The sequence below is a fragment of the Streptomyces sp. NPDC007164 genome, from assembly GCF_040634135.1.
In the GTDB taxonomy this organism is placed as follows: Bacteria; Actinomycetota; Actinomycetes; order Streptomycetales; family Streptomycetaceae; genus Streptomyces; species Streptomyces sanglieri.
The window spans coordinates 21,984-44,238 of record NZ_JBEYFB010000050.1 but is presented as its reverse complement, the minus strand read 5'-3'; the positions used below and the strand labels follow the sequence as shown (position 1 = coordinate 44,238).

The following is a 22,255-nucleotide window of genomic DNA, read 5'->3' as shown; positions in this document are numbered from 1 at the left end:
AACCCCCCGGGCCCCGCGGCGGCGGGGCGGGTGCGCCCCGGGGGGGCAGCCCCTCCGCAGCCCCCGCCCCCCCCCACTCCGGCCCCCCCCCCCGCCCGGTCGGGGCCTTCACTCGTTGTCCGGGTCCGGGTTCTCGCGGCGCGGGGAGCCTCAGCCCACCCAGCAGCGGGTGACGACGGCCGCGTCGACCTCGAAGTTGATCCGGCCGCCGCGGAACTCCATGGTGATGATCGCGCCCGGCGGCAGCGATCTGACGGTGGTCCAGCCGTGGCTGCGGGCCCGTCGTTCGGCGGCGTCGGCAGCGAGGCCGACGTACTCGTCGGGCGCGTCGTCGGGCTGGACTGAAGGGGCCGGTATGGGTGCCATGCCCCTCACCGTAGGCGGCCGCGGGCGGCGGCGGAAGCCGGGGCGCCCGCCGTCGCCGGGCATCCTCACGTTCCTTGCCGGTCACACTTGTGTCACAGGATCACGACATGCCCGCAGTAGGAATCACGCCACCCGGACAGGCCGCCCGGGACCCGACACACAGTAATCACACAACCCGGAGAATGATCATTCGGAAAGCCCGGAATCGGAGTGGAATATCCCGTATCGAGCCGGTGCAATTCCCGCACCGAATAACACGCGTAAATGAGCATGTCGCCGGGAATTCACGCTTCCTTATGGCAGCCTTATCCTTTGGTCACAATATTCACTCTGCGGTACGGGACAGCCGTCGACCGCCACTGGTATAGCGGGCGACCCCGGCCGTCCCTAAGGCGTCGCCGCGGCCGGTGCTCAGTCCAGCGCCCTGGTCAGCCGGTCTCTGGCGACCTTGATCGCGTCCTTCAGCTCCGGTGGTTCGACGACCTCGAAGTCGAGGCCCAGCAGCATCACATGGACGACCATCACGTCCAGGCCGGTCGCCCCGGTACGCAGCAGACAGGTGTCGGCGTCGACCGCCTCCAGCACCCCGGCGGCGGGCGAGATCCGCTCGGCCACGTGCTCGATCCCCGCCTTCAGCCGGATCACCGCGCGCATCGGGTAGGCGCTCGTGGAGATCCCCTTGGCGACATAGGCGGCCAGGTCCTCGGCGGGTGGCTCGCGGGGGACGAACCTCGGGCCGTGCGGCGGCGTGGGGGTGATCCGGTCCGCCCGGAACGTACGCCAGTCCGCGCGGCCCAGGTCCCAGGCGACGAGGTACCAGCGGCGCTCGGTGCACACCAGCCGGTGCGGTTCGACGGTCCGCCGCGAGACGGAGCCGGAGTGGTCCCGGTACTCGAAGCGCAGCCGCTCGCCGTCCCGGCAGGCCCCGGCGAGTTCGGTCAGGACACCCGCGTCGGCGACCGAGGCGCCGGGCCCGCGGAGCAGCGGCACGGTGAAGGTGTTCAGCGCGTTCACCCGGCGCCGGAGCCGGTCCGGCAGCACCTGTTCGAGCTTGGTCAGGGCGCGTACGGAGGTCTCGCCGATGCCCTCGACCCCGTTGCCCGCCGCGGTGCGCAGGCCGACGGCGACGGCGACGGCCTCCTCGTCGTCCAGGAGCAGCGGCGGCAGCTGGGCACCGGCGCCGAGCTGGTATCCGCCGCCGGTGCCGGGGCTGGCGTTGACCGGGTAGCCCAGCTCGCGGAGCTTGTCGACGTCGCGCCGGACGGTCCGCGGCGTGACCCCGAGCCGGTCGGCGAGATCGGCGCCGGACCAGTCGCGGTGTGCCTGGAGCAGTGAGAGCAGACGCAGCAGTCGTGCCGAGGTCTCCAACATGACGGCGAGTCTGCCAGGGGTTGCGGACAGCCCGGGTCCGCAACCGCCCCGGCGGCCCTCAGGAGGCGGGTTCCGGTTCGAGCCGTACGCAGAGGTCGTTGTCGGTGGAGTAGCAGGGCGTGGCCCGGCCGCCCTCCCCGGTGCTGCGGCCCGGGTAGACGAAGATCTTCTTGCGGTCCCAGACGTCGTCGAGGATGCGGGAGATCCGTACACCGCCGGCCGGCCCGTCCTCCGCCGTCCCGGGGATCAGCCAGAGCGTCCACAGCCGGGGCTCGGTGACCGCCCCGTCGGCCAGCCCGTCGAGGGGCAGTGTGAAAGCGAAGGTGCCCTCCTTCCCCGTGACCGGCACCCGCAGGACCCGGCCGTCCGCGCCGGGCGGCCGGGCCTCGACCCGGGCATCGGCGCCGAGGCCGGTGCCGTACAGCGTGCCCTCGACGGTCATCCCGTGCCCGTCGAGGGTCACCGGCCCGGCCTCGGCGTGCGGTGCGCGCAGCCAGCAGCGCACGGCGAGCCGGCCGTCGAGGGTCGGGTACGGGATCCGGACCGCGACCCGCCCGCTCTGCGGTACCTGGTCGACGAGCAGCCGCAGGTCCCGGATGCCGGGCTCGACGGCCACCGCCGCGCCGTCCTGCGTACCGGGCTCCCGCAGATAGACGTCCCAGCGGCCCTCCGCGGGCTCCGCGGTCCCCGGCAGCACCGCGCGCAGCCGCCCGTCGCGCAGCGGGCTCAGCGGCAGCCGTACGGTGTGGCCGTCGCCGCCCTTGCCCTTGGCGCCGCGCAGCCGGAGCAGCAGTTCCGGCGCCTCCTGGTCCTCGCGGCGGCCGAGGTCGAGATCGAAGGTGATCCCGCCGCCCGGTCCCGCGGTGCAGTCGGCCTTCGGTGTCCTTTGCCCGGTGGAGACGGTCATGTGGTCTTCCCCTTGCGGATCACGGCGGCTGCCTTGTAGCGCAGGGCGTACGCCCCGTCCAGCACGGTGCCCCTGGCGCGGTGCAGTGTGGTGCCCAGCGCGCCGTGCGAGCGGTCGCGCGGGCCCCGCGAGGCGAGTTCGGTGAAGAGCCGTTCATGGCGTTCGGCGATCCGTGCCGGGTCGAACCGCTGCGACGCGGCCAGCGCGGCTCTTCCCGCGCGGTGCCGTGCCTCGTCGTCGCCGATCAGACCGAGCAGGGCCTCGGCCACGGCCGCCGTGTCACCGACCGGCACCAGCCGTCCGTCGGTGCCGTCGTCGATGATCTCGCGGGGGCCGTGCGGGCAGTCGGTGGCGACGACCGGCAGGCCGCAACGCATCGCCTCGACGATGGTCATGCCGAAGGACTCGCGGTCCGAAGTGACCGCGGCGATCGACCCCTTGGGCCACTCGGCCTCCAGCGGATTGACCGGTCCCATCAGGAACACGTGGTTGTGCAGCCCGAGTTCCTCGACGAGGGCGAGCAGCACCGCGCGTTCGTTGCCGGTCGCGTCGCCGCCGCCGTAGATGCGCAGCCGCCAGTCCGGGCGGACCGCGACCACCTCGGCGAACGCCCGGACGAGCAGGTCGTACCGCTTGACCTTGTGCAGCCGGCCTGCGGCGATCACCCACTTGCGGTCGCCGTCGGCGGGCGGGACGGCCGGTTCGGGCACGCTGTTGGCGATGGCCTCGATCCGTACGCCGGGGAGTTTGAACCCGGTCCGGTAGGCCCGGGCGTCGGCCTCGGTGACGGTGGTGATCGCGTCGAGCAGGGGGTAGCGGTGCGCGATCTCGCGGCGGAGCCGGTAGCTGTGGCTGTCGAGGGTGAGGTGCTCCTGCCCGATCCGGACCGGGCCGCGGCGGGCCTGCCTGCTGATGTGCACGTTGAGCCCGGGCCGGGTGCCGACCACGACGTCCGCCTCCAGCGACCGCAGATGGTCCGCCACCCGCGCGTCGGACAGCTTGCTGTACTGCCGGTGCCTGCTGTCGCCGCGCGGGAACACCGTCGCGGGGCGGGCGTATTCGGCGGCGTCGCCGTCGTACGTCGGGCTCTTCTTCCGCAGATCGACGAGGTGGCTCATGCGCACTCCCTCGGGGGCGCCCAGCGCGGGAACGTCGCGGTGCCGGAAGACCGACACGATCTCGATGTCATGGTGCCCGGCCAGCGCCCCGGCGAGATTGAACGTCGTACGGATCGTGCCCCCGACTCCGTAGGCGTTGTGGAGCAGGAAAGAAATGTGCATGTAACGCCATATCTCCCGGTTCGGCTGATCAGCGGCAGGCTGCACTTGCCATGACGACGCAGGCCGGTCAGCGGTTCACTCCCCGTACAGGCGAATTTCGGCCAGCGGTACACTCGCCCACTTTCCTGCTTTGTCGCTTTGTTGCCGTATTCGACGCACCGCCGCATCGCCGAGTCGACCACATCGCGAGCCCCCGGACCGGCCCGAACGGTCTCCAAGTGCGCTCCCGGGCCCCGGGATTCACCCTCTGGCCCGGTTGGTTCGATTACGTTCCCTTTCTCGCGTGACCCCGGCCGCGGCTCGCCCGTTGTCATTTCCATGAGCCGGGAACCGCCCGGCGCACGTACCGAGTTCGAGGAGCCACCCGTGCCGCGCATGCTCGACGTCAGCGAGGACGTACGCGCCGAGATCGGCGATGCCGAAGCCGAGCGGCTGCTCGTCGGCGACAACGCCCCGGGCAGTTACGACTGCACTTCCTGCCGCACCCCCGGAGACTCCGAGCAGGAACGCACCAGCACGGTGCTCTTCGTCGGCGACGAGACCGCCGTCCTCGCCTTCGCCCACGCGACGTGCATCCCCTCGCAGGTCGTCCAGGTCGCCGAGGAGCAGCTCCAGGGCGCCGTACGCAGCATCACCGGCGGCGAGGGCCCGTACGTCGACGGTTCCGGCTCCGGCGCGGGCCGGCCGCAGGACGCCCCCACCGAACAGGCCGTACTCGGCATCACCAGCGGCCTCGTCCTGATCGACGACGAGCTCCACCCGGCCCTCGTCGTCGAGCCGACCGGCGCGATCGCCCGGCCGGGCACGGACGGCGGCCGGGGCGACGAGTTCCTCCAGCTGCTGCTGGAGCAGGGCTTCCACCCGGTCCACCGGACGGACCAGGTGCCCGCCGTGCTGCACGGCTGGTCGATCCTGCTCGCCATGGGCCAGCTGCACGCCGTGCTCCAGCCGGGCACCGGCGGCGGCGCACCGGTCGCCTGGTGGCAGGCACACGCACCGCTCCAGGTCACCGAGGGCTGGCGGACCGCGGCCAACAAGTCGCAGACCGTGCTCGTCTTCGCCGCCCCGGCCGGGTCGATCGGCCAGCAGCCCCGCGAGGACCTGCTGCGCGACGCCCTGGACAGGGCCGCGGCCAAGGGGCTCCTGGTCGCCGCCGCGATGCCGCTGGCCGGTACCTGATCATGTCCGCCGGCCCCTCGCACCAGCGGCGAACAGCTATTTCTCCGCCACGCCCGCATCCGACCGCCACCGGTGTCGTTGGCACATACGTGCACTCATACGACTCCTCCCACCAGCGCCCGAGCCCGATTCCTGCCATGCGGCCCTCGCAGGAGCCATCGGGCGGTCAGTCCCACACCCCGATCTACGACGCGCTGTACTCCGAGTACCGCCGCTCGTTCCGGGCGCTGCCGGGTGATCGGAGCGGCGAGGAGAATCTCGGCTTCCTGGCCTTCGGCTCGGGGCTCTTCGGCAGCCGCCTCCCGCTGAGCGGCCACTCCGGCCACTCCGCCGGTTTCTCCACCGGCCTCGCCGTGACGGGCGGCTCCACCGGACACAGCACCGGGACCGGGACCGGAGGCCTCGGTTCCTGGCAGCGGATGGGCCGGCACTCCGGGCGCACCCAGCCGGCGGCCCTGCCCCCGGGCTCGCGGGGCGCCTGACCGTACGTCCGCGGGGCGCCCGGCCCGTGACTGAGCCCCGGACCGTCTCTCGTACGAGACGGTCCGGGGCTCCATCGTGCGCCCGTGGGTGCTACTTGTTGCGGCCGCGCTTCTCGCGGACCCGCACCGAGATGTGGATCGGGGTGCCCTCGAAGCCGAACTCCTCACGCAGCCGGCGCTCGACGAACCGGCGGTAGCCGTGCTCCAGGAAGCCCGAGGCGAACAGCACGAAGCGCGGCGGCTTGGTGCCGGCCTGGGTGCCGAAGAGGATCCGGGGCTGCTTGCCACCGCGGACGGGGTGCGGGTGGGAGGCGACGATCCCGCCGAGGAAGGCGTTCAGCCGGCCGGTGGGGACACGGGTCTCCCAGCTGGCGAGGGCGGTCTCGATCGCCGGAACGAGCTTCTCCATGTGCCGGCCGGTGACCGCCGAGACATTGACCCGCGGCGCCCACGCGATCTGCGCGAGCTCCGTCTCGATCTCGCGCTCCAGGTAGTAGCGGCGCTCCTCGTCGAGGGTGTCCCACTTGTTGAACGCGATCACCATGGCCCGGCCGGCCTCCACGGCCATGGTGATGATCCGCTGGTCCTGGACGCTGATGGACTCGCCCGCGTCGATCAGGACGACAGCGACCTCGGCCTTCTCCACGGCGGCGGCGGTACGCAGCGAGGCGTAGTAGTCCGCGCCTTCCTGGAGGTGGACGCGGCGGCGGATGCCGGCCGTGTCGATGAACTTCCAGGTGATGCCTCCGAGCTCGATCAGCTCGTCGACCGGGTCGCGGGTGGTGCCCGCGAGCTCGTTGACGACGACGCGGTCCTCGTTGGCGACCTTGTTCAGCAGCGAGGACTTGCCGACGTTGGGACGGCCGATGAGCGCGATCCGGCGCGGGCCGCCGATCGCGGTGCCGAAGCGCTGCGCCGGGGCCTCGGGAAGCGCTTCGAGCACGGCGTCGAGCAGGTCGCCGGTGCCGCGGCCGTGCAGCGAGGAGACCGGGTGCGGCTCGCCGAGGCCCAGCGACCACAGGGCGGTGGCGTCCGCCTCGCCGCTCTGGCCGTCGACCTTGTTGGCGCAGAGCACGACGGGCTTGCCCGCCCGGCGCAGCAGCTTGACGACGGCCTCGTCGGTGTCGGTCGCGCCCACGGTCGAGTCGACCACGAAGACGACCGCGTCGGACGCCTCGATGGCGTACTCGGCCTGGGCGGCGACGGAGGCGTCGATGCCCAGCACGTCCTGCTCCCAGCCGCCGGTGTCGACGACCTTGAAGCGGCGGCCCGCCCACTCGGCCTCGTAGGTGACGCGGTCGCGGGTGACGCCGGGCTTGTCCTCGACGACGGCCTCGCGGCGGCCGATGATCCGGTTCACCAGTGTCGACTTGCCGACGTTGGGGCGGCCGACTACGGCGAGCACGGGCAGCGGTCCGTGACCGGCCTCGTCGATGGCGCCCTCGACCTCTTCGAGGTCGAAGCCCTCCTCCGCGGCGAGCTCCATGAACTCCGCGTACTCGGCTTCGCCAAGCGCTCCGTGCTCGTGGTCCGAGCCGTCGGAGTGAATCTGGTCGTTCATGAAGTCCGTTCCTCTTTGCATCATCATCGATGGGCCACTGCTGCGCGGCCCACTACTCAAGTCTTACCCGGCGCCCGGTGAAACGCCTGGCCTCGTCCAGGTGGGCGGTCAGCCGCGCCTGGATCCGTACCGTCGCCTCGTCCAGCGCCCTGCGCGTACGCCGCCCGCTGCCGTCGCCCGCCTCGAAGGCGTCACCGAAGACGACATCGACCCGGCTGCGCAGCGGCGGCAGTGCCGATATCAACCGTCCGTGGCGCTCGGTGCTTCCCAGGACCGCCACGGGCACGATCGGCGCCCCGCTGCGTACCGCGAAGTACGCGAGCCCGGCACGCAGGGAGGCGAAGTCGCCCTCGCCCCTGGTGCCCTCGGGAAAGATCCCGAGCGCCCCGCCCTCCTCCAGCACGCCGAGGGCGTGGGTGATGGCGGTGCGGTCGACGGTCGTACGGTCCACCTTCAGCTGACCGATTCCGCGCAGGAACGGATCGAGCGGGCCGACGAACGCCTCCTTCTTGATCAGGAAGTGGACGGGCCGGGGCGCGGTGCCCATCAGCATCGGACCGTCGATGTTGTGCGAGTGGTTCACCGCGAGTATGACGGGTCCGGAGGCGGGAACCCGCCACGCGCCGAGTACACGGGGCTTCCACAGCCCGTACATCAGCCCGATTCCGATCCCGCGCCCCACCGCTGCTCCGCGCAGTGAGGGGCGGCCCGTGGCCTGGGTCACTTCGCGGCCCGCTTCTCCTCGACGAGGGTGACGACACACTCGATGACCTGCTGAAGGGTCAGCTCGGTGGTGTCCACCTCGACGGCGTCGTCCGCCTTGGCCAGCGGGGAGGTCTTGCGGCCGGAGTCGGCCGCGTCCCGCTTGATCAGCGCTTCCCTGGTGGCGGCGAGGTCGGAGCCCTTGACCTCTCCGCTGCGCCGGGCGGCGCGTGCCTCCGGGGAGGCGGTGAGGAAGATCTTCAGGTCGGCGTCGGGAAGCACCGTGGTGCCGATGTCGCGGCCCTCGACCACTATGCCCCGCTCGGCCGCGGCGGCGGTGGTGCGCTGCAGCTCGGTGATCCGGGTGCGCACCTCGGGGACGGCGCTGACGGCGCTGACCCTGGAGGTGACCTCCTGGGTACGGATCGGGCCCGAGGCGTCCTCGCCGTCGACGGTGATCGTCGGGGCGGCCGGGTCCGTGCCGGAGACGATGACCGGCTTGGCGGCCGCGGTCGCCACCTCCACCGCGTCCTGGACGTCGATGCCGTTGTTCAGCATCCACCAGGTGATCGCCCGGTACTGGGCGCCGGTGTCCAGGTAGCTCAGGCCGAGCTGCGCGGCGACGGCCTTGGACGTGCTCGACTTGCCGGTGCCGGAGGGCCCGTCGATGGCGACGATCACTGCGGCCGGGGCCGTACGGGTTTCCACGGTGGTGGACACCTTCCTGGTACACGGGGTGGGCGGGACGGGGGCGTGTGCGAACCCGCCCCGCACAAGGTTACCGAGTGTCGGGGCGGGCCCGAGCACCCCTGTGGACAACGGTCCCCCGGTCCCGCCCCGCCTACTGCCGTACCGACCAGCCGCGCTCGCGCAGTGCCGCGCTCAGTGCGGGGACCGCGCTCGGGTCGACCATCAGCTGGACCAGGCCGGCCTGCTGCCCGGTGGCGTGCTCGATGCGCACGTCCTCGACGTTGACCCCGGCCTGTCCGGCGTCGGCGAAGATCCCGGCCAGCTCGCCCGGCCGGTCGCTGATCAGCACCGACACCATCTCGTACGCGGCGGGGGCGGTCCCGTGCTTGCCGGGCACCCTGACCCGGCCCGCGTTGCCGCGGCGCAGGACGTCCTCGATGCCCTCGGTGCCCTCGCGGCGCTTGTCGTCGTCACCGGACTCCAGGCCGCGCAGCGCCCGTACCGTCTCGTCCAGGTCGGCGGCCACCCCGGCCAGCACGTCGGCGACCGGGCCGGGGTTGGCGGAGAGGATCTCCACCCACATCCGGGGGTCGGAGGCGGCGATCCGGGTGACGTCCCTGATGCCCTGGCCGCAGAGTCGTACGGCGGTCTCGTCGGCCTCCTCCAGGCGGGCGGCGACCATCGACGAGATCAGCTGCGGGGTGTGGGAGACCAGGGCGACGGCCCGGTCGTGCGCGTCGGCGTCCATGACGACCGGGACGGCACGGCAGAGCGCAACCAGTTCCAGGGCGAGGTTGAGGACCTCGGTGTCGGTGTCACGGGTCGGAGTGAGGACCCAGGGCCGACCCTCGAACAGGTCCGCGGTGGCGGCGAGGGGGCCCGACCGTTCCTTGCCGGCCATGGGGTGCGTACCGATGTACGGCGCGAGGTCGAGGCCGAGGGCCTCCAGCTCGCGGCGCGGGCCGCCCTTCACGCTGGCGACGTCCAGGTAGCCGCGGGCGATGCCGTCCCGCATGGCGGTGGCCAGCACCGTGGCCACATGGGCGGGCGGTACGGCGATGATCGCCAGGTCCACCCGCTCCTCGGGCTCCTCGTCCGTACCGGCGCCCAGCGCGGCTGCGGTACGGGCCGACCGGGGGTCGTGGTCGACGAGGTGGACCCGGATGCCGCGTCCGGCGAGGGCGAGGGCTGCGGACGTGCCGACGAGGCCCGTTCCGATGACGACGGCGGTTCTCACTGGGCGATGTCCTTGCGGAGTGCGGCGGTGGCACCGAGGTACACGTGGGCGATCTCGGACTTGGGAAGGTAGGTCTCGATGTGCGCGAGCACGCGCACCACACGGGGCATGGCGCCCACGATGTCCAGCTCCTGGGCGCAGATCAGCGGTACGTCGACGATGCCGAGCCCGCGCGCCGCGGCGGCCGGGAAATCGCTGTGCAGGTCCGGGGTGGCCGTGAACCAGATGCTGATCAGGTCGTCCGCGACGAGGCTGTTGCGTTCGAGGACGGCGGTGAGCAGGGCACCGACCCGCTCGTCCATGTGCCCGGCCTCGTCCCGCTCCAGCTGGACGGCTCCACGGACCGCTCGTACCGCCACGTCGTGCTCCTCGGTTCTTCGTGCTCGTTCTCTGCCCGATCAGCCTAGGGCCTGGCGGGTCACGCGGTCCGGGGTGCTCTGTCCGTGAGACGGGGCGGGTACACGGCCGCGGCCCGAGGGCTGCCCGGCCGTGATCCGCCGGACAGCCCTCGGGCCGCTTCCACCATCAGAGCTGCTGCTCGCGGACCAGGTCCTCGATCGAGCGGCCCTCCGGCACCTCCCCGGACGGGGTCAGCCTGTCGACCGCGGTCGGCAGCGAGCGGGCGATCTGGTCGGCCGCCTGTTCGGTGCTGACCCCCGATTCCCGGGCGACCTTCCGCAGGGTCTCGTCCGGCAGCGCCTCGGCGATCTGGGCGCCGCTGACCGCCTGGTTCTCCCCGGTGCCGACCCAGGACTGCGCCTGGTCGACGAGGCCGGATCTGGTGAGCATCCCGATCAGCCCTTCGAGCGCGTTGCCGCCGCCCGTACCGCCCTGGCCGCCGCCGAGTGCGCCCAGCAGCGCGCCGAGGACGTTCCCCGCGCCGCCCTGGCCGCCGCCCTGGCCACCGCTCTGGCCGCTGCCGCCCAGCAAGCCGCCGAGCAGGCTGCCGAGATCGTTTCCTGCCATGGTTCTGCCTCTCCAGAGGGGATGATTTATCGACAATGTCGATCAGAACCCGGGCTTCTGCCACTTGAGCGGGGCACCCCGCGCCGGAGCCGCAGCACGGAAATCACCGGTGTGGACCGCTCCCGCTCACGTAGCCTCGCCGGCATGATCACCCCTGATCCCGAGGCTCTCGTACGCGACCACACGGTCTACTCCTGTGTGATGGGCTCGCGCGCCTTCGGGCTCGCCACGGAGGGGAGCGACACCGACCGGCGCGGCGTGTTCCTCGCGCCGACCCCGCTGTTCTGGCGGTTCGAGAAGCCGCCGACGCATGTCGACGGCCCGGCACCGGAGCAGTTCTCCTGGGAGCTGGAACGCTTCTGCGAACTGGCGCTGCGCGCCAACCCCAATGTGCTGGAGTGCCTGCACTCGCCGCTGGTGGAGCACATCGACGACGTGGGCCGGGAGCTCCTCGCCCTGCGCGACGCGTTCCTGTCCCGGCTGGCCCACCGGACGTTCGTCCGTTACGCCTGGGGGCAGCGCAAGAAGCTGGAGGCGGACGTACGGCAGTACGGGGCTCCGCGCTGGAAGCACGCCATGCATCTGCTGCGGCTCCTGACCTCCGGCCGGAACCTGCTGCGCACCGGTGAGCTCACGATCGAGGTGGGCGCGGCCCGCGACGAACTTCTGGCGGTGAAGCGGGGCGAGGTGCCGTGGGAGGAGGTCGAACGCCGCATGAACCGCCTCATGGAGGAGAGCGAGGAGACGGCGCGGAACTCCCCGCTCCCCCAGGAGCCGGACCGGGCCCGGATCGAGGACTTCCTGATCCGCACCCGCCGGGCGTCCGTGGACCGGTCCTAGCAGGAGGCCTCCGTCAGCCGCGCGCGCACCACGAGGTCGTGCAGCGCCTCGAACCCGCCGGCCGTCGCGGGCAGCGCCGACTCCGTCCGGGCCTCGTCCAGCACCCCGTGCAACGCCTCGACGTCCCGCGACACCGCCTCCCCGTCCACGCCCTGCGCTCCACCGTGCTCCGCCTCGGCCTTCGCCTCGATCAGCCCGGGCAGATACGCGGGCGCCGCCACCTCCCCCAGCAGGGTCGGCAGATGCGCCAGCACCTCACCGCTGCGCATCAGGTGGATCCCGGTGAGCAGTGCCCGGAACGTGTACAGCAGCGGCTTCAGTTCACCGGTCTTCCCGAAGAGCAGCCACTGGGTGCCCGCGAACCCCCGGTAGTGGTGGGCGTGGTTACGGGTGACCACGCCCGGTGCCAGCGCCACCAGCTCCGTGTGCGGCTCGCTCGTGTGCACGACCAGCGGCGAGAGCAGTTGTTCCAGCACATAGCCGTTGGGCTTCAGCATCAGCCGGACGAACTTCCGCAGGTCGTGCGTGACGAGATCCATCTCGGTCCCGTCCCGGTCCCACATCCGTGAGCGGGTCTCCTCGGCCTCGCGCAGTCCCACGAGGTCGGCCGCGGGCAGGAGATGGACCCCCCGAAGGTCCACATCCGAGTCCTTGGAGGGGAACCCGTACAGATGCGCCCCGGAGACCGTGGCGAAGAGCAGCGGGTGACGCTCCTCGGCGAGGACCGGGCCGAGGTCGGTGACCGGCAGCCCGGCCTCCTTGAGGTGCTTGGTGTCCATGAGCATGGGTCAAGAATCCCAGAGCGCCCCCAGCGACAGCAGATCGCTGCGGTACTCGATCCGCTCCGACCACTCCTTGGGCCAGGCCCCCGCCCCCAGGTGCGCCCCGGCGAACGCACCGGTCAGGCAGCCCAGGGAGTCCGAGTCGCCGCGGGTGCAGGCGGCCCGGCGGAGCGCGGTGACGGGCTCCTCGGGGAACAGGAGGAAGCAGTGCAGGGCCGTGGCCAGGGCCTCCTCGGCGATCCAGCCGTCGCCGGTCACCTCGCAGGGGTCGGTCTCCGGGGACGGGTCGCGCAGCGCGTCCTGGACGCGGGCCAGCGCGGTCAGGCATTCGTCCCAGCCGCGCTGGATGTACAGCTCGGGCGAGGCGTCGCCCGCGTACCGCCAGAGGTCGCCGAGCCAGCGCGTGAGGTACCGGCCGCTGTTCTCGTACGCGTAACTGCGCAGCTGCCCGATCAGGCCCATCGGCTCGGCCCCCTGCGCCAGCAGGTGCACCGCGCGGGCCGTCAGGTCGGACGCGGCGAGCGCGGTCGGGTGTCCGTGGGTGAGGGCGGCCTGCAACTGGGCGGCGCCGGAGCGCTGTTCGTCGCTGAGTCCGGGTACGAGTCCGATCGGCGCGACCCGCATGTTGGCGCCGCAGCCCTTGGAGCCGGTCTGGCTGGCCTCCTGCCAGAGCCGGTCGCTGTCGAGCATCCGGCAGGCGGTCATGCAGGTGCGGCCGGGTGCGCGGTTGTTGTCGGGCGAGTGGTACCAGTCGACGAACTCCTCGCGCACCGGGCGGGCCAGCCGCAGCGGGGTGAGCAGTCCGCGGTCCATGGCGGTGCGGATGCCCCGCCCCAGGGCCAGCGTCATCTGGGTGTCGTCGGTGACGATCGCCGGCTTCGGCAGCCGCATCGCGCGCCACGGCCCGCACTTGGCGAGGATCGACGGAACGTTGTTGAACTCGGTCGGGAAGCCCAGCGCGTCGCCGAGCGCGAGCCCGGTCAGCGCGCCGGTGGCGGCCTGTTTGGTGATGGTCCTGGTCACGATCACGTGCTTCTTCCTTCCGGTCTCAGCAGTGGTGGGTGCAGGGCGGTAGCGGCACCCGCCCGGTAGAGCGCGGCCGGTTTTCCCCGTCCGCCGGTGCGGCGCGGCGATCCCTCCACGGCCTGGACGAAGCCGGGCGTGGTGAGGACCTTGCGCCGGAAGTTGGGCCGGTCCAGCTCGACGCCCCAGACCGTCTCGTACACCTGCTGGAGTTCCCCCAGGGTGAATTCGGGCGGGCAGAAGGCGGTGGCCAGGCAGGTGTATTCGAGCTTGGCGCCGATCCGGTCGTGCGCGTCGGCGAGGATCCGGTCGTGGTCGAAGGCGAGCGGGCCGGGCCGTACGGCGTCCCACCACCGGGCGCCGGCCGCGTCGCCGCCGCCGCGCGGTTCGGGCAGGTCGGGTACGAGTGCGGCGTAGGCGACCGAGACGACCCGCATCCTGGGGTCCCGGTCCGGGTCGGTGTAGGTGCGCAGCTGTTCCAGGTGGAGGGCGCCGGCGGTGCCCCCGGTCAGTCCGGTCTCCTCGGCGAGCTCCCGGCGGGCGGCGGTCTCGGCGGACTCGCGGGGCAGTACGAAGCCGCCGGGCAGCGCCCAGTGGCCCTTGTACGGGTCCGCGCCCCGTTCGACGAGCAGGACGTGCAGCCGGCCGTCGCGGACCGTGAAGACGGCGAGGTCGACGGTGACCGCGAAGGGTTCGAAGGCGTACGGGTCGTACCCCTCGGGGACTCCGGTGCTCATCGGTGCTCCGGCAGGGGCGCGGCGAAGTTCCAGCTGTCGGCGAGCAGTGCGTCGACGGCGGCGACCGCGGTGGCCAGGCGTTCCTGACGGGTGCCGGTTATCTCAATGAACTCCCTTCCCGTGCGGTTGAGTTCGGCGCGGAACCGGTCGGTCATCCAGGGCCGCAGTTCTTCGCCGTCGCGCAGTCCGTCGTCCTCGAAGGCGACGCCCTCGTGGTCGGTGAGCAGCCACAGGTGGTGGGCGGCCCGGTCGGCGGTCTGCTCGACGAGCGGGTTGCGTCCGCCGATGTACCGCTCGTGCCAGACGGTGGTGGCGAAGGAGTCGGTGTCGCAGACGAGCACCGGCGACCCGGTGCGCGCGGCGGCCTCCTCCCTCGCGTTCTGGGCCTCGGCGATCAGCGGGAAGTCGGCGGTGGTGAAGCTGACGTCCTCCCACTGGGCACCGGGCCACCGCTCGCGCAGCTCCGCCAGCTTCCGTTCGCTGAACTCCCGTCCGTACTCGGCGACGTACCGGGTCCGCGCCCAGACGCCGCCGCGTGCGCGGTAGTGGTCGGCGAGGGCGCGGGCCAGGGTCGTGGTGCCGGTGGACTCCGCGCCGAGGACGACGACCCGGCGGGCGAGGGCGGCCCGTACCGGCGGTTCCAGGAAGTCCCAGCAGCCGACCGGGTCCTTGCGGACGGCGGTGCCGGAGACCGGGAAGACCGTGCGGTCGGGGTCGACGCAGACGGATTCGGCGCCGAACCGGCGGGCGAGTTCGTCCCCGTACGACTCCGAGGTGAAGACGGCGTCCACCGGCTCGGTCACGGCCCCGGTGAAGACGGCCATGTGCGCGTCCCAGATCACCGGGTCGTGGAGGTCCATGCGAATGTCGTCGACGGCGCCGACGACCCGTACGTCCGGGTGCACCTCCCGCATCCAGGCCACCCGGTCGGCGAGCGGTACGGACTCCACGGAGGCGGCGCAGACCAGGACGGTCAGCCGTTCGCAGCGGTCCTGGGCGGTGCGGACGAGGTGGTGGTGGCCGGCGTGCGGCGGGTAGAACTTGCCGAGGACCAGCCCGTGGCCGAAGCGCTTCATGCCGCCACCCCCACCGGCCGCGGCCGCTGCCCCGCGAGATCGCGCTTCCAGTTGCGCAGGCCGATCAGGCAGAGCGTCAGGAAACCGGCGTACAGCAGCGAGGTCAGATAGAGCTCCTTGTACGCGTACAGCGGGATATACACCACATCGGCGGCGATCCAGAGCCACCAGGATTCGACGAGCTTGCGGCACTGCCCGTACGTCGCCGTCAGGGACAGCGAGGTCGTCAGGGCGTCCCAGAAGGGCACGGTCGAGTCGGTCGCGTGGTCGAGCAGGACGGTGAGCGCGAGGGCCCCCACCGCCCCCGCCGCGAGCAGCCAGGTCCATTCGGTGCGCGTGGTGCGCCGCACCGGCAAGTCCGGTGAGCCCGGTCCACCCCCGTGGGTCCAGGTCCACCAGCCGTACGCGGCAAGGGCGATGAAGACGATCTGGAGGCCGGCGTCGGCGTACAGGCCGGACTGGGTGAACAGCAGGATGAAGAAGAGGTTGTTGGCGATGCCGATCGGCCAGTTGGCGAGGTGCTGGCGGGCCACGAGCCAGACGCACAGCGCCCCGCTTCCGAAGCCCAGCACCTCGGTCCAGCTGACCGGGGTGTCGAGCACCGTCACCAGGGGTTGCTGCAGTGGATCGAGGAAATCCGCGAGACTCACGCCCGCCTCCTTAATAGTCACTCTGACTATAAAGGCGGAAGGGGCGCAGGAAAAGGCCCGCGGCCGATTCCTGTTCGAAAATCGAAGACAGGAACCGGCCGCGGGCCGTGGAACGGAAGGAGGAGGGTTACAGACCGACCTCGCGCATCAGCATGCCCACCTCGGTGTTGGTGAGGCGGCGCAGCCAGCCGGACTTCTGGTCGCCCAGCGGGATCGGCCCGAAGGACGTCCTCACGAGCCGCTCGACCGGGAAGCCGGCCTCGGCCAGCATCCGGCGGACGATGTGCTTGCGGCCCTCGTGGAGGGTCACCTCGACCAGGTAGTTCTTGCCGGTGTTCTCGACGACCCGGAAGTGGTCGGCGCGGGCGTACCCGTCCTCCAGCTGGATGCCGTCCTTGAGCCGCTTGCCCAGGTCGCGCGGGAGCGGCCCCTGGATGGCTGCCAGATAGGTCTTCTTCACCCCGTACTTGGGGTGGGTCAGGCGGTGGGCCAGCTCACCGTGGTTGGTGAGCATGATGATGCCCTCGGTCTCGGTGTCCAGCCGGCCGACGTGGAAGAGCCGCGTCTCACGGTTGGTGACGTAGTCGCCGAGGCACTGGCGGCCGTCCGGGTCCTCCATCGAGGAGACGACACCGGCGGGCTTGTTCAGCGCGAAGAAGAGGTAGGACTGGGCCGCGACGGTCAGACCGTCGACCTTGATCTCGTCCCTGTTCACGTCGACGCGCATGCCCTGCTCAAGGACGATCTCGCCGTTGACCTCGACGCGGGCCTGCTCGATCAGCTCCTCGCACGCCCGGCGCGAGCCCATGCCGGCCCGGGCGAGGACCTTCTGCAGCCGCTCGCCCTCCTGCTCGGCGCCCGGGTGGGTCTTGGGCGTCCGGATGTCGGCCTTGCCCGCGTACCGGTCCCGGTTGCGCTGCTCGATCTTGGCGTCGAGCTCACGCGGACGGGACGGGGCGCCGTACGGGGTACGGCGGCCGCTGCTCCTGGAGCCGCCGGTCGCCGCCTTCGGGCCGCCCTTGGCGCCGCCGCGGGCCGCCGCGCCGCGGCCCTTGCGGGTGCCGCCGTCACCGCCCGGCTTGTCGTTGCCCACGTCGTAGCGGCGCTCCTCGGGGCGGGGCCGGCGAGGGCGCTGCTCCTGCTTGTCGTCACGCTCGGAGCCGGGAACCCGGGGGTTCGGGTTGCTGTTCCTGCCGCTGCCGGTGTTGTTCCTGCCGCCGCTGCCGCCGCTCCTGGCTCCGCCGCCGCTTCCGCTGTTCCTGCCACTGCTTCGCATCAAAAATCCGTCTTGTCGTCTGCGTGAGTATCCGGGGTGTCCGGTGCGTCCGGATCGAACGACGGCACACCCTCTAGCGTCTCAGCCTCGATCGCGTCCGCCTCGGGGAGGAAGGGCGCGAGCTCCGGGAGCTCATCCAGGCCGCGCAGGCCCATCCGCTCCAGAAAGTAGTTCGTCGTCCTATACAGGATCGCACCTGTTTCGGGTTCCGCGCCCGCTTCCCCCACCAGCCCCCGCTGCAACAGGGTCCGCATGACCCCGTCACAGTTCACGCCGCGGACCGCGGAGACCCTGGAACGGCTGACCGGCTGGCGGTACGCGACCACCGCGAGGGTCTCCAGCGCCGCCTGGGTCAGCCGGGCCTGCTGGCCGTCCAGGACGAAGCCCTCCACGGCCGCCGCGTACTCGGGGCGGGTGTAGAAGCGCCAGCCGCCCGCCACCAGCCGCAGCTCGAAACCGCGCCGCTGCACGGTGTACTCGTCGGCCAGCTCCCGCAGCGCGTCGGCGACGGCCCTGCGGGGCCGCTCCAGCACCTTGGCGAGGTGCTCCTCGGTGGCGGGCTCGTCGACGACCATGAGAACGGCCTCCAGGGCGGGCTTGAGATCGAGGTCCGCGACGGTGGAGCCGGTGTTCTCCTGCTGACTCATGCCTTCACATCCTTCTGGACGTCCTGCGTCTCGGGGTCGAACTCGTCCGTGACGACGGGCCCGGCCCCCTCTCCCCCGGCCCAGCGCACCAGCAGCTCCCCGAGCGCCTCGTCCTGGTCGAGCGCGACGGCCTTCTCCCGGTACAGCTCCAGCAGCGCGAGGAACCGGGCGACGACGGTGAGGGTGTCCGGGGCGTCCTCGGTGAGCGTACGGAAGCTGATCTCGCCCGCCTCCCGCAGCCGCGCCACCACGATCCCGGCCTGTTCCCGCACGCTGACCAGCGGTGCGTGGATGTGGTCCACGTACACCTGCGGCTCGGGCTTCGACTGCATCGCCTTCACGGCCAGCGCGGCGAAGCCCTCCGCCCCGATGCTGATCACGACCTCGGGCAGCAGCTCGGCGTGGTGCGGCTCCAGCCCCACGGTCCGGGGGAACCGCCGCCCCTCGGACGCCAGCCGTTCGCTGAGGATCTCCGCGACGCGTTTGTACGCGCGGTACTGGAGCAGCCGGGCGAAGAGCAGGTCCCGCGCTTCGAGCAGCGCCAGGTCCGCCTCGTCCTCCACCTCGGCGGTGGGCAGCAGCCGGGCCGCCTTCAGATCGAGCAGGGTCGCGGCGACGACGAGGAACTCGGTGGTCTGGTCCAGGTCCCAGTCCGGCCCCATGGCGCGGATGTGTGCCATGAACTCGTCGGTGACCTCGGACAGCGCGACCTCGGTCACATCCAGCTTGTGCTTGGCGATGAGCTGGAGCAGCAGGTCGAACGGCCCCTCGAAGTTCGCCAGCCGGACGGTGAACCGCCCGTCGTCGGCGGGCCCGGAAGGCCCGGAGGCCTCAACCGGAGCCTCGGCCGCCGTCGGCGCTTCGGGAGCCGCCGGCGCTTCGGGAGCCTCCGGCGGGAGGGCCTCGGCCCCGGCGCCCTCGCCGTCCGCCGGCTCCGGCGCGGTCCCGCCGCCCGGGCCGCGCCCCAGGGGGCGGCGTGGGGCGCGGGCGGGCTCGTCGGTCGTCGGCATGAAGGTCCAGGGGCAGCGGGATACGGGCGGCGGGCCGTGGCCCGTACGGAAGGGGCCGGACCGCTCGTCCGGCGGCCGCCCACCGGGCAGGCTACCGGCGCCTCACCCGTCAGCGGCCGCGCAGCCGCCGTACGAGGATGCTCGCGTCGCCTCGCGACTCCAGGTCCGCGAGCACCACCGCGACCGCCTCGCGGACGATCCGCCCGCGGTCGACGGCCAGCCCGTGCTCCCCGCGCAGCACCAGGCGGGCGTGCTCCAGGTCCATCAGTTCCTCGGCCGAGACGTAGACGGTGATCTTCTCGTCGTGGCGCTCACGGCCGCTGGGCCGCCGGTTCGCCCCGCGCCCGCCGCCACGCCTGCGCTGCTGCTGAACGGCGGCGGCGGGAACCGCCTCCTGCGCGGCCGGGGACGTGGCGGGCGAGCCCGCCGGGGGCGCGGGCGTCGGTGCGGGCTGCTGGGGCCTGCGGCCCGCCTGTGCGGCCACCGCGACCCGGTCGGCGTCGCGGCTGCGCGACTCCTCCGCGTCGACGCCCGCCGCGGAGTGCTCCTCGCGCGAGGAGCCGTCGGCCGCCTGCGCCGCTTCCGCCCCGGATCCGTCCGCCCCGGAATCGCTCTCCCCGGCCGGACCGGGCACCCGGGCCTCACCGTTCGCCTTGCGTCGCCGGTCCGCGGGGGACGAGGCCTGGAGCCCCATTCCTCCGGTGGTACGGAACAGTTCGTCGGCCCCGGGCAGACTCACTCGGCGTGACACCGGGCGAGCACCTCCCTGGCGAGCTGGCGATAGGCGGCGGCACCGACCGAGTTGGAGGCGTAGGTGGTGATGGGCTCACCGGCGACCGTGGTCTCCGGGAAGCGCACGGTGCGCCCGATGACCGTGTGGTAGACGTGGTCGTCGAATGCCTCGACGACGCGCGCGAGGACCTCACGGCTGTGCACCGTACGGGAGTCGTACATGGTGGCGAGGATGCCGTCGAGCTCCAGATCGGGGTTGAGGCGCTCCTGGACCTTCTCGATGGTCTCGGTGAGCAATGCCACACCACGGAGCGCGAAGAATTCGCACTCGAGCGGCACTATGACCTTGTGGGCGGCCGTCAGGGCGTTCACGGTGAGCAGGCCGAGCGACGGCTGGCAGTCGATCACGATGTAGTCGTAATCGGCCATCAGCGGCTTCAGGGCACGCTGCAGCGTGGACTCCCGGGCCACCTCGCTCACCAGCTGCACCTCGGCGGCCGACAGGTCGATGTTGCTGGGCAGCAGGTCCATGTTCGGGACCGCGGTCTTCAGCAGCACCTCGTCGGCCGACATGCCCCGCTCCATGAGCAGGTTGTAGACCGTGAGGTCGAGTTCCATCGGGTTGACGCCGAGCCCGACCGACAGGGCACCCTGCGGATCGAAGTCGACGAGCAGGACGCGTCGTCCGTACTCCGCGAGTGCGGCACCCAGGTTGATGGTCGACGTGGTCTTGCCGACGCCGCCCTTCTGGTTGCACATCGCGATGATCTTCGCGGGGCCGTGATCGGTCAGCGGGCCCGGGATCGGGAAGTAGGGCAGGGGCCGGCCGGTCGGGCCGATCCGCTCGCGGCGCTGGCGGGCAGCGTCGGGCGCGAGGGTGGCCGCGTACTCCGGATCGGGCTCGTACTCGGCGTCGGGGTCGTAGAAGTGCCCCTGGGGCGCTTCGTCGAAGTCGGCGAAGTGGGCGGTGTCCCGGCCACTCTCGTTGCCGGCCATGGCGTTCACGTGTAGGCCGTCCATCATCTGGGGGGCTGTCGTCATGTGCTGTTGGGTGGCGAAGGTGCGGACAGCGACGGAGCCGACAGCCTCCAGCCCGTTCGGGCTCTGGCCCCGTGCAGGCATCCCTGGATGAACACCCCCGGGAGTAAATGTCGACTCATTCACAAGTCGTCTTACCTCCTTGGACGTGACCAGGAAACTTATCGATAGGTCAGCGTGGCACCATGCCGACGATTGGCGACTCTATGGCGTGTCACCGCTCCGCAGCAACACAATCCGCCGGACCCGGCCCGATGTGTCGGCAATCGAACACGTCCCTGTCAAGGGCGTGCGGCCACCGGGGCTCAGATTTAACAGGTGTACGAATCGGTTAAAGGGTTACGTTCGAGACGAGTTGAACAGGGCCGCCGAAGGGGCCCGACATGCGTACGGCCGGACCTTGCTCGGCAAGGTCCGGCCGTACGCATGAGGTTGACGGAAGGAGTTGACCCGTCAGCCGAGGAGCGCGCTCAGCTCGACGTGCTCCAGGCCGTGCGCCTCGGCCACCTCGCGGTAAACGACCTGCCCGTCATGGGTGTTGAGGCCCTTGGCGAGCGCGGCGTCACGGCGCAGCGCCTCGACCCAGCCGCGGTCGGCGAGCTCCAGGATGTACGGCAGCGTGGCGTTGGTGAGGGCGTACGTCGAGGTGTTCGGGACCGCGCCCGGCATGTTCGCGACGCAGTAGAACACCGAGTTGTGGACCATGAAGGTCGGCTCGGCGTGGGTCGTCGGGTGCGAGTCCTCGAAGCAACCGCCCTGATCGATTGCGATGTCGACAAGTACACTTCCGGGCTTCATCTTGGCGACGAGCTCGTTGGTGACCAGCTTCGGCGCCTTCGCACCGGGGATGAGCACGGCACCGACGACGAGGTCGGCCTCGACGACGGCCTTCTCCAGCTCGAAGGCGTTGGAGACGACGGTCTTCACCTTGGTGCCGAAGACCTTGTCGGCCTCGCGGAGCTTGTTGATGTCCTTGTCGAGCAGCGTGACGTGGAAGCCCAGACCGACGGCGATCTGCGTGGCGTTCCAGCCGGAGACACCGCCGCCGATGACGACGGCCTCGGCGGGTGCCGTGCCCGGGACGCCGCCCGGCAGCACGCCGCGGCCGCCGACCGAGCGCATCAGGTGGTAGGCACCGACCTGCGGGGCCAGCCGGCCCGCGACCTCGGACATCGGGGCGAGCAGCGGGAGCGCGCGGCTCGCGGTCTCGACCGTCTCGTAGGCGATGGCCGTGGTGCCCGACTCGATCAGCGCGTCGGTGCACTCGCGGGAGGCGGCGAGGTGGAGGTAGGTGAAGAGGGTCTGGTCCTTGCGGAGGCGGTGGTACTCCTCGGCGACCGGCTCCTTGACCTTGAGCAGCAGGTCGGCGGTGGCCCAGACCTCGTCGGCGGTGGGGAGGATCTGCGCCCCGGCGGCGACGTACTCCTCGTCCGTGATGGAGGAGCCGGCACCGGCGTTCTCCTCGACGACGACCTGGTGGCCGTGGCGGACGAGCTCGTGCACACCGGCAGGCGTGATCGCCACGCGGAACTCGTTGTTCTTGACCTCGCGGGGGATGCCGACCTTCACGTCGATCACGGTCCTTGGCTCAGAGGGTTACCCGGACATAGCTATACATACCCGGATAGACACTACGTAAATGGAGACACCGCGAACACACGCGGCAGAGCCAGTCTAATGAAGGGTTTCGTGCTGTCTAGCCT

The 22,255-nt window shown here is 71.6% G+C and carries 24 protein-coding genes; 3 read left to right on the top strand and 21 right to left on the bottom strand.

Features of this window, described 5'->3' with window-relative positions; all coding sequences use genetic code 11:
• Positions 1-150: 150 nt before the first annotated feature.
• The 4 genes from ABZ622_RS35535 to ABZ622_RS35520 all read right to left on the bottom strand — a co-directional run bounded on the left by ABZ622_RS35535 (position 151) and on the right by ABZ622_RS35520 (position 3,924).
• A complete protein-coding gene (locus ABZ622_RS35535) occupies positions 151-366 on the bottom strand; it encodes an I78 family peptidase inhibitor (RefSeq protein WP_360550450.1) in 216 nt (71 codons plus the stop codon).
• 411 nt (positions 367-777) lie between these two features.
• The gene (locus tag ABZ622_RS35530; RefSeq protein WP_360550448.1) at positions 778-1,737 is read right to left on the bottom strand and encodes a YafY family protein; all 960 of its coding nucleotides are present in this window, start codon (positions 1,735-1,737) and stop codon (positions 778-780) included.
• Positions 1,738-1,795: 58 nt separating this feature from the next.
• Positions 1,796-2,644, bottom strand: a complete 849-nt coding sequence (locus ABZ622_RS35525; protein ID WP_360550446.1) for a transferase — start codon at positions 2,642-2,644, stop codon at positions 1,796-1,798.
• On the bottom strand, positions 2,641-3,924 hold the full coding sequence (locus ABZ622_RS35520; protein WP_360550444.1) for a glycosyltransferase family 4 protein: 1,284 nt from the start codon (positions 3,922-3,924) through the stop codon (positions 2,641-2,643). Before ABZ622_RS35520 ends, ABZ622_RS35525 begins: the two co-directional genes overlap by 4 nt.
• A gap of 366 nt (positions 3,925-4,290) precedes the next feature.
• Here ABZ622_RS35520 and ABZ622_RS35515 point away from each other — a divergent pair, with 366 nt between their 5' ends.
• Entirely contained in the window at positions 4,291-5,103 is an 813-nt protein-coding gene (locus ABZ622_RS35515) for a hypothetical protein (protein ID WP_360550442.1), read from the top strand.
• A gap of 137 nt (positions 5,104-5,240) precedes the next feature.
• Positions 5,241-5,585 carry a hypothetical protein gene (locus ABZ622_RS35510; protein WP_360550440.1) on the top strand — a complete coding sequence of 115 codons (345 nt, stop codon included), beginning with the start codon at positions 5,241-5,243 and terminating at the stop codon, positions 5,583-5,585.
• A gap of 91 nt (positions 5,586-5,676) precedes the next feature.
• On the opposite strand, the gene der is transcribed toward ABZ622_RS35510, so the two are convergent.
• The 6 genes from der to ABZ622_RS35480 form a co-directional block, all read right to left on the bottom strand.
• Positions 5,677-7,146 (bottom strand): ribosome biogenesis GTPase Der, encoded by a 1,470-nt coding sequence (gene der, locus ABZ622_RS35505; protein WP_360550438.1) that lies wholly within the window; start codon positions 7,144-7,146, stop codon positions 5,677-5,679.
• A gap of 52 nt (positions 7,147-7,198) precedes the next feature.
• Positions 7,199-7,870 (bottom strand): lysophospholipid acyltransferase family protein, encoded by a 672-nt coding sequence (locus ABZ622_RS35500; RefSeq protein WP_360550436.1) that lies wholly within the window; start codon positions 7,868-7,870, stop codon positions 7,199-7,201.
• Positions 7,867-8,568 carry a (d)CMP kinase gene (gene cmk, locus ABZ622_RS35495; RefSeq protein ID WP_360550434.1) on the bottom strand — a complete coding sequence of 234 codons (702 nt, stop codon included), beginning with the start codon at positions 8,566-8,568 and terminating at the stop codon, positions 7,867-7,869. Before cmk ends, ABZ622_RS35500 begins: the two co-directional genes overlap by 4 nt.
• 121 nt (positions 8,569-8,689) lie before the next feature.
• On the bottom strand, positions 8,690-9,775 hold the full coding sequence (locus ABZ622_RS35490) for a prephenate dehydrogenase (RefSeq protein WP_360550432.1): 1,086 nt from the start codon (positions 9,773-9,775) through the stop codon (positions 8,690-8,692).
• Complete coding sequence (gene aroH, locus ABZ622_RS35485; RefSeq protein WP_360550430.1) at positions 9,772-10,134, bottom strand: chorismate mutase; 363 nt, start codon at positions 10,132-10,134, stop codon at positions 9,772-9,774. Before aroH ends, ABZ622_RS35490 begins: the two co-directional genes overlap by 4 nt.
• A 166-nt stretch (positions 10,135-10,300) precedes the next feature.
• Positions 10,301-10,741: a YidB family protein gene (locus ABZ622_RS35480; RefSeq protein WP_360550428.1), complete on the bottom strand. Its 441-nt coding sequence runs from the start codon at positions 10,739-10,741 to the stop codon at positions 10,301-10,303.
• A 144-nt stretch (positions 10,742-10,885) separates the two neighbouring features.
• Between ABZ622_RS35480 and ABZ622_RS35475 the strand changes: the two genes are divergently transcribed.
• Entirely contained in the window at positions 10,886-11,581 is a 696-nt protein-coding gene (locus tag ABZ622_RS35475; protein ID WP_360550426.1) for a nucleotidyltransferase domain-containing protein, read from the top strand.
• Here ABZ622_RS35475 and ABZ622_RS35470 read toward each other — a convergent pair.
• The 11 genes from ABZ622_RS35470 to ald all read right to left on the bottom strand — a co-directional run bounded on the left by ABZ622_RS35470 (position 11,578) and on the right by ald (position 22,121).
• Positions 11,578-12,366, bottom strand: coding sequence for a nucleotidyltransferase domain-containing protein (locus ABZ622_RS35470; protein WP_360550424.1), 789 nt, complete (start codon positions 12,364-12,366; stop codon positions 11,578-11,580). The genes ABZ622_RS35475 and ABZ622_RS35470 overlap by 4 nt on opposite strands.
• A 3-nt stretch (positions 12,367-12,369) precedes the next feature.
• The gene (locus ABZ622_RS35465) at positions 12,370-13,392 is read right to left on the bottom strand and encodes an ADP-ribosylglycohydrolase family protein (RefSeq protein WP_360550422.1); all 1,023 of its coding nucleotides are present in this window, start codon (positions 13,390-13,392) and stop codon (positions 12,370-12,372) included.
• Complete coding sequence (locus ABZ622_RS35460; protein ID WP_360550420.1) at positions 13,389-14,123, bottom strand: NUDIX domain-containing protein; 735 nt, start codon at positions 14,121-14,123, stop codon at positions 13,389-13,391. The genes ABZ622_RS35465 and ABZ622_RS35460 overlap by 4 nt, the downstream gene beginning before the upstream one ends.
• Positions 14,120-15,199, bottom strand: a complete 1,080-nt coding sequence (locus ABZ622_RS35455) for an AAA family ATPase (RefSeq protein WP_360550418.1) — start codon at positions 15,197-15,199, stop codon at positions 14,120-14,122. The genes ABZ622_RS35460 and ABZ622_RS35455 overlap by 4 nt, the downstream gene beginning before the upstream one ends.
• Positions 15,196-15,849: a nicotinamide riboside transporter PnuC gene (gene pnuC / locus ABZ622_RS35450; protein WP_360550416.1), complete on the bottom strand. Its 654-nt coding sequence runs from the start codon at positions 15,847-15,849 to the stop codon at positions 15,196-15,198. The genes ABZ622_RS35455 and pnuC overlap by 4 nt, the downstream gene beginning before the upstream one ends.
• A 127-nt stretch (positions 15,850-15,976) precedes the next feature.
• Positions 15,977-17,125 carry a pseudouridine synthase gene (locus ABZ622_RS35445; RefSeq protein WP_360550414.1) on the bottom strand — a complete coding sequence of 383 codons (1,149 nt, stop codon included), beginning with the start codon at positions 17,123-17,125 and terminating at the stop codon, positions 15,977-15,979.
• Positions 17,125-17,772, bottom strand: a complete 648-nt coding sequence (gene scpB, locus ABZ622_RS35440) for an SMC-Scp complex subunit ScpB (RefSeq protein WP_360550412.1) — start codon at positions 17,770-17,772, stop codon at positions 17,125-17,127. The genes ABZ622_RS35445 and scpB overlap by 1 nt, the downstream gene beginning before the upstream one ends.
• Positions 17,769-18,782 carry a ScpA family protein gene (locus ABZ622_RS35435; protein ID WP_360550410.1) on the bottom strand — a complete coding sequence of 338 codons (1,014 nt, stop codon included), beginning with the start codon at positions 18,780-18,782 and terminating at the stop codon, positions 17,769-17,771. The genes scpB and ABZ622_RS35435 overlap by 4 nt, the downstream gene beginning before the upstream one ends.
• Positions 18,783-18,891: 109 nt before the next feature.
• Complete coding sequence (locus tag ABZ622_RS35430; protein ID WP_360550454.1) at positions 18,892-19,521, bottom strand: hypothetical protein; 630 nt, start codon at positions 19,519-19,521, stop codon at positions 18,892-18,894.
• Positions 19,518-20,636 (bottom strand): ParA family protein, encoded by a 1,119-nt coding sequence (locus ABZ622_RS35425; RefSeq protein ID WP_266916845.1) that lies wholly within the window; start codon positions 20,634-20,636, stop codon positions 19,518-19,520. The genes ABZ622_RS35430 and ABZ622_RS35425 overlap by 4 nt, the downstream gene beginning before the upstream one ends.
• A 369-nt stretch (positions 20,637-21,005) precedes the next feature.
• Positions 21,006-22,121 (bottom strand): alanine dehydrogenase, encoded by a 1,116-nt coding sequence (ald, locus tag ABZ622_RS35420; protein ID WP_360550452.1) that lies wholly within the window; start codon positions 22,119-22,121, stop codon positions 21,006-21,008.
• Positions 22,122-22,255: the final 134 nt, after the last annotated feature.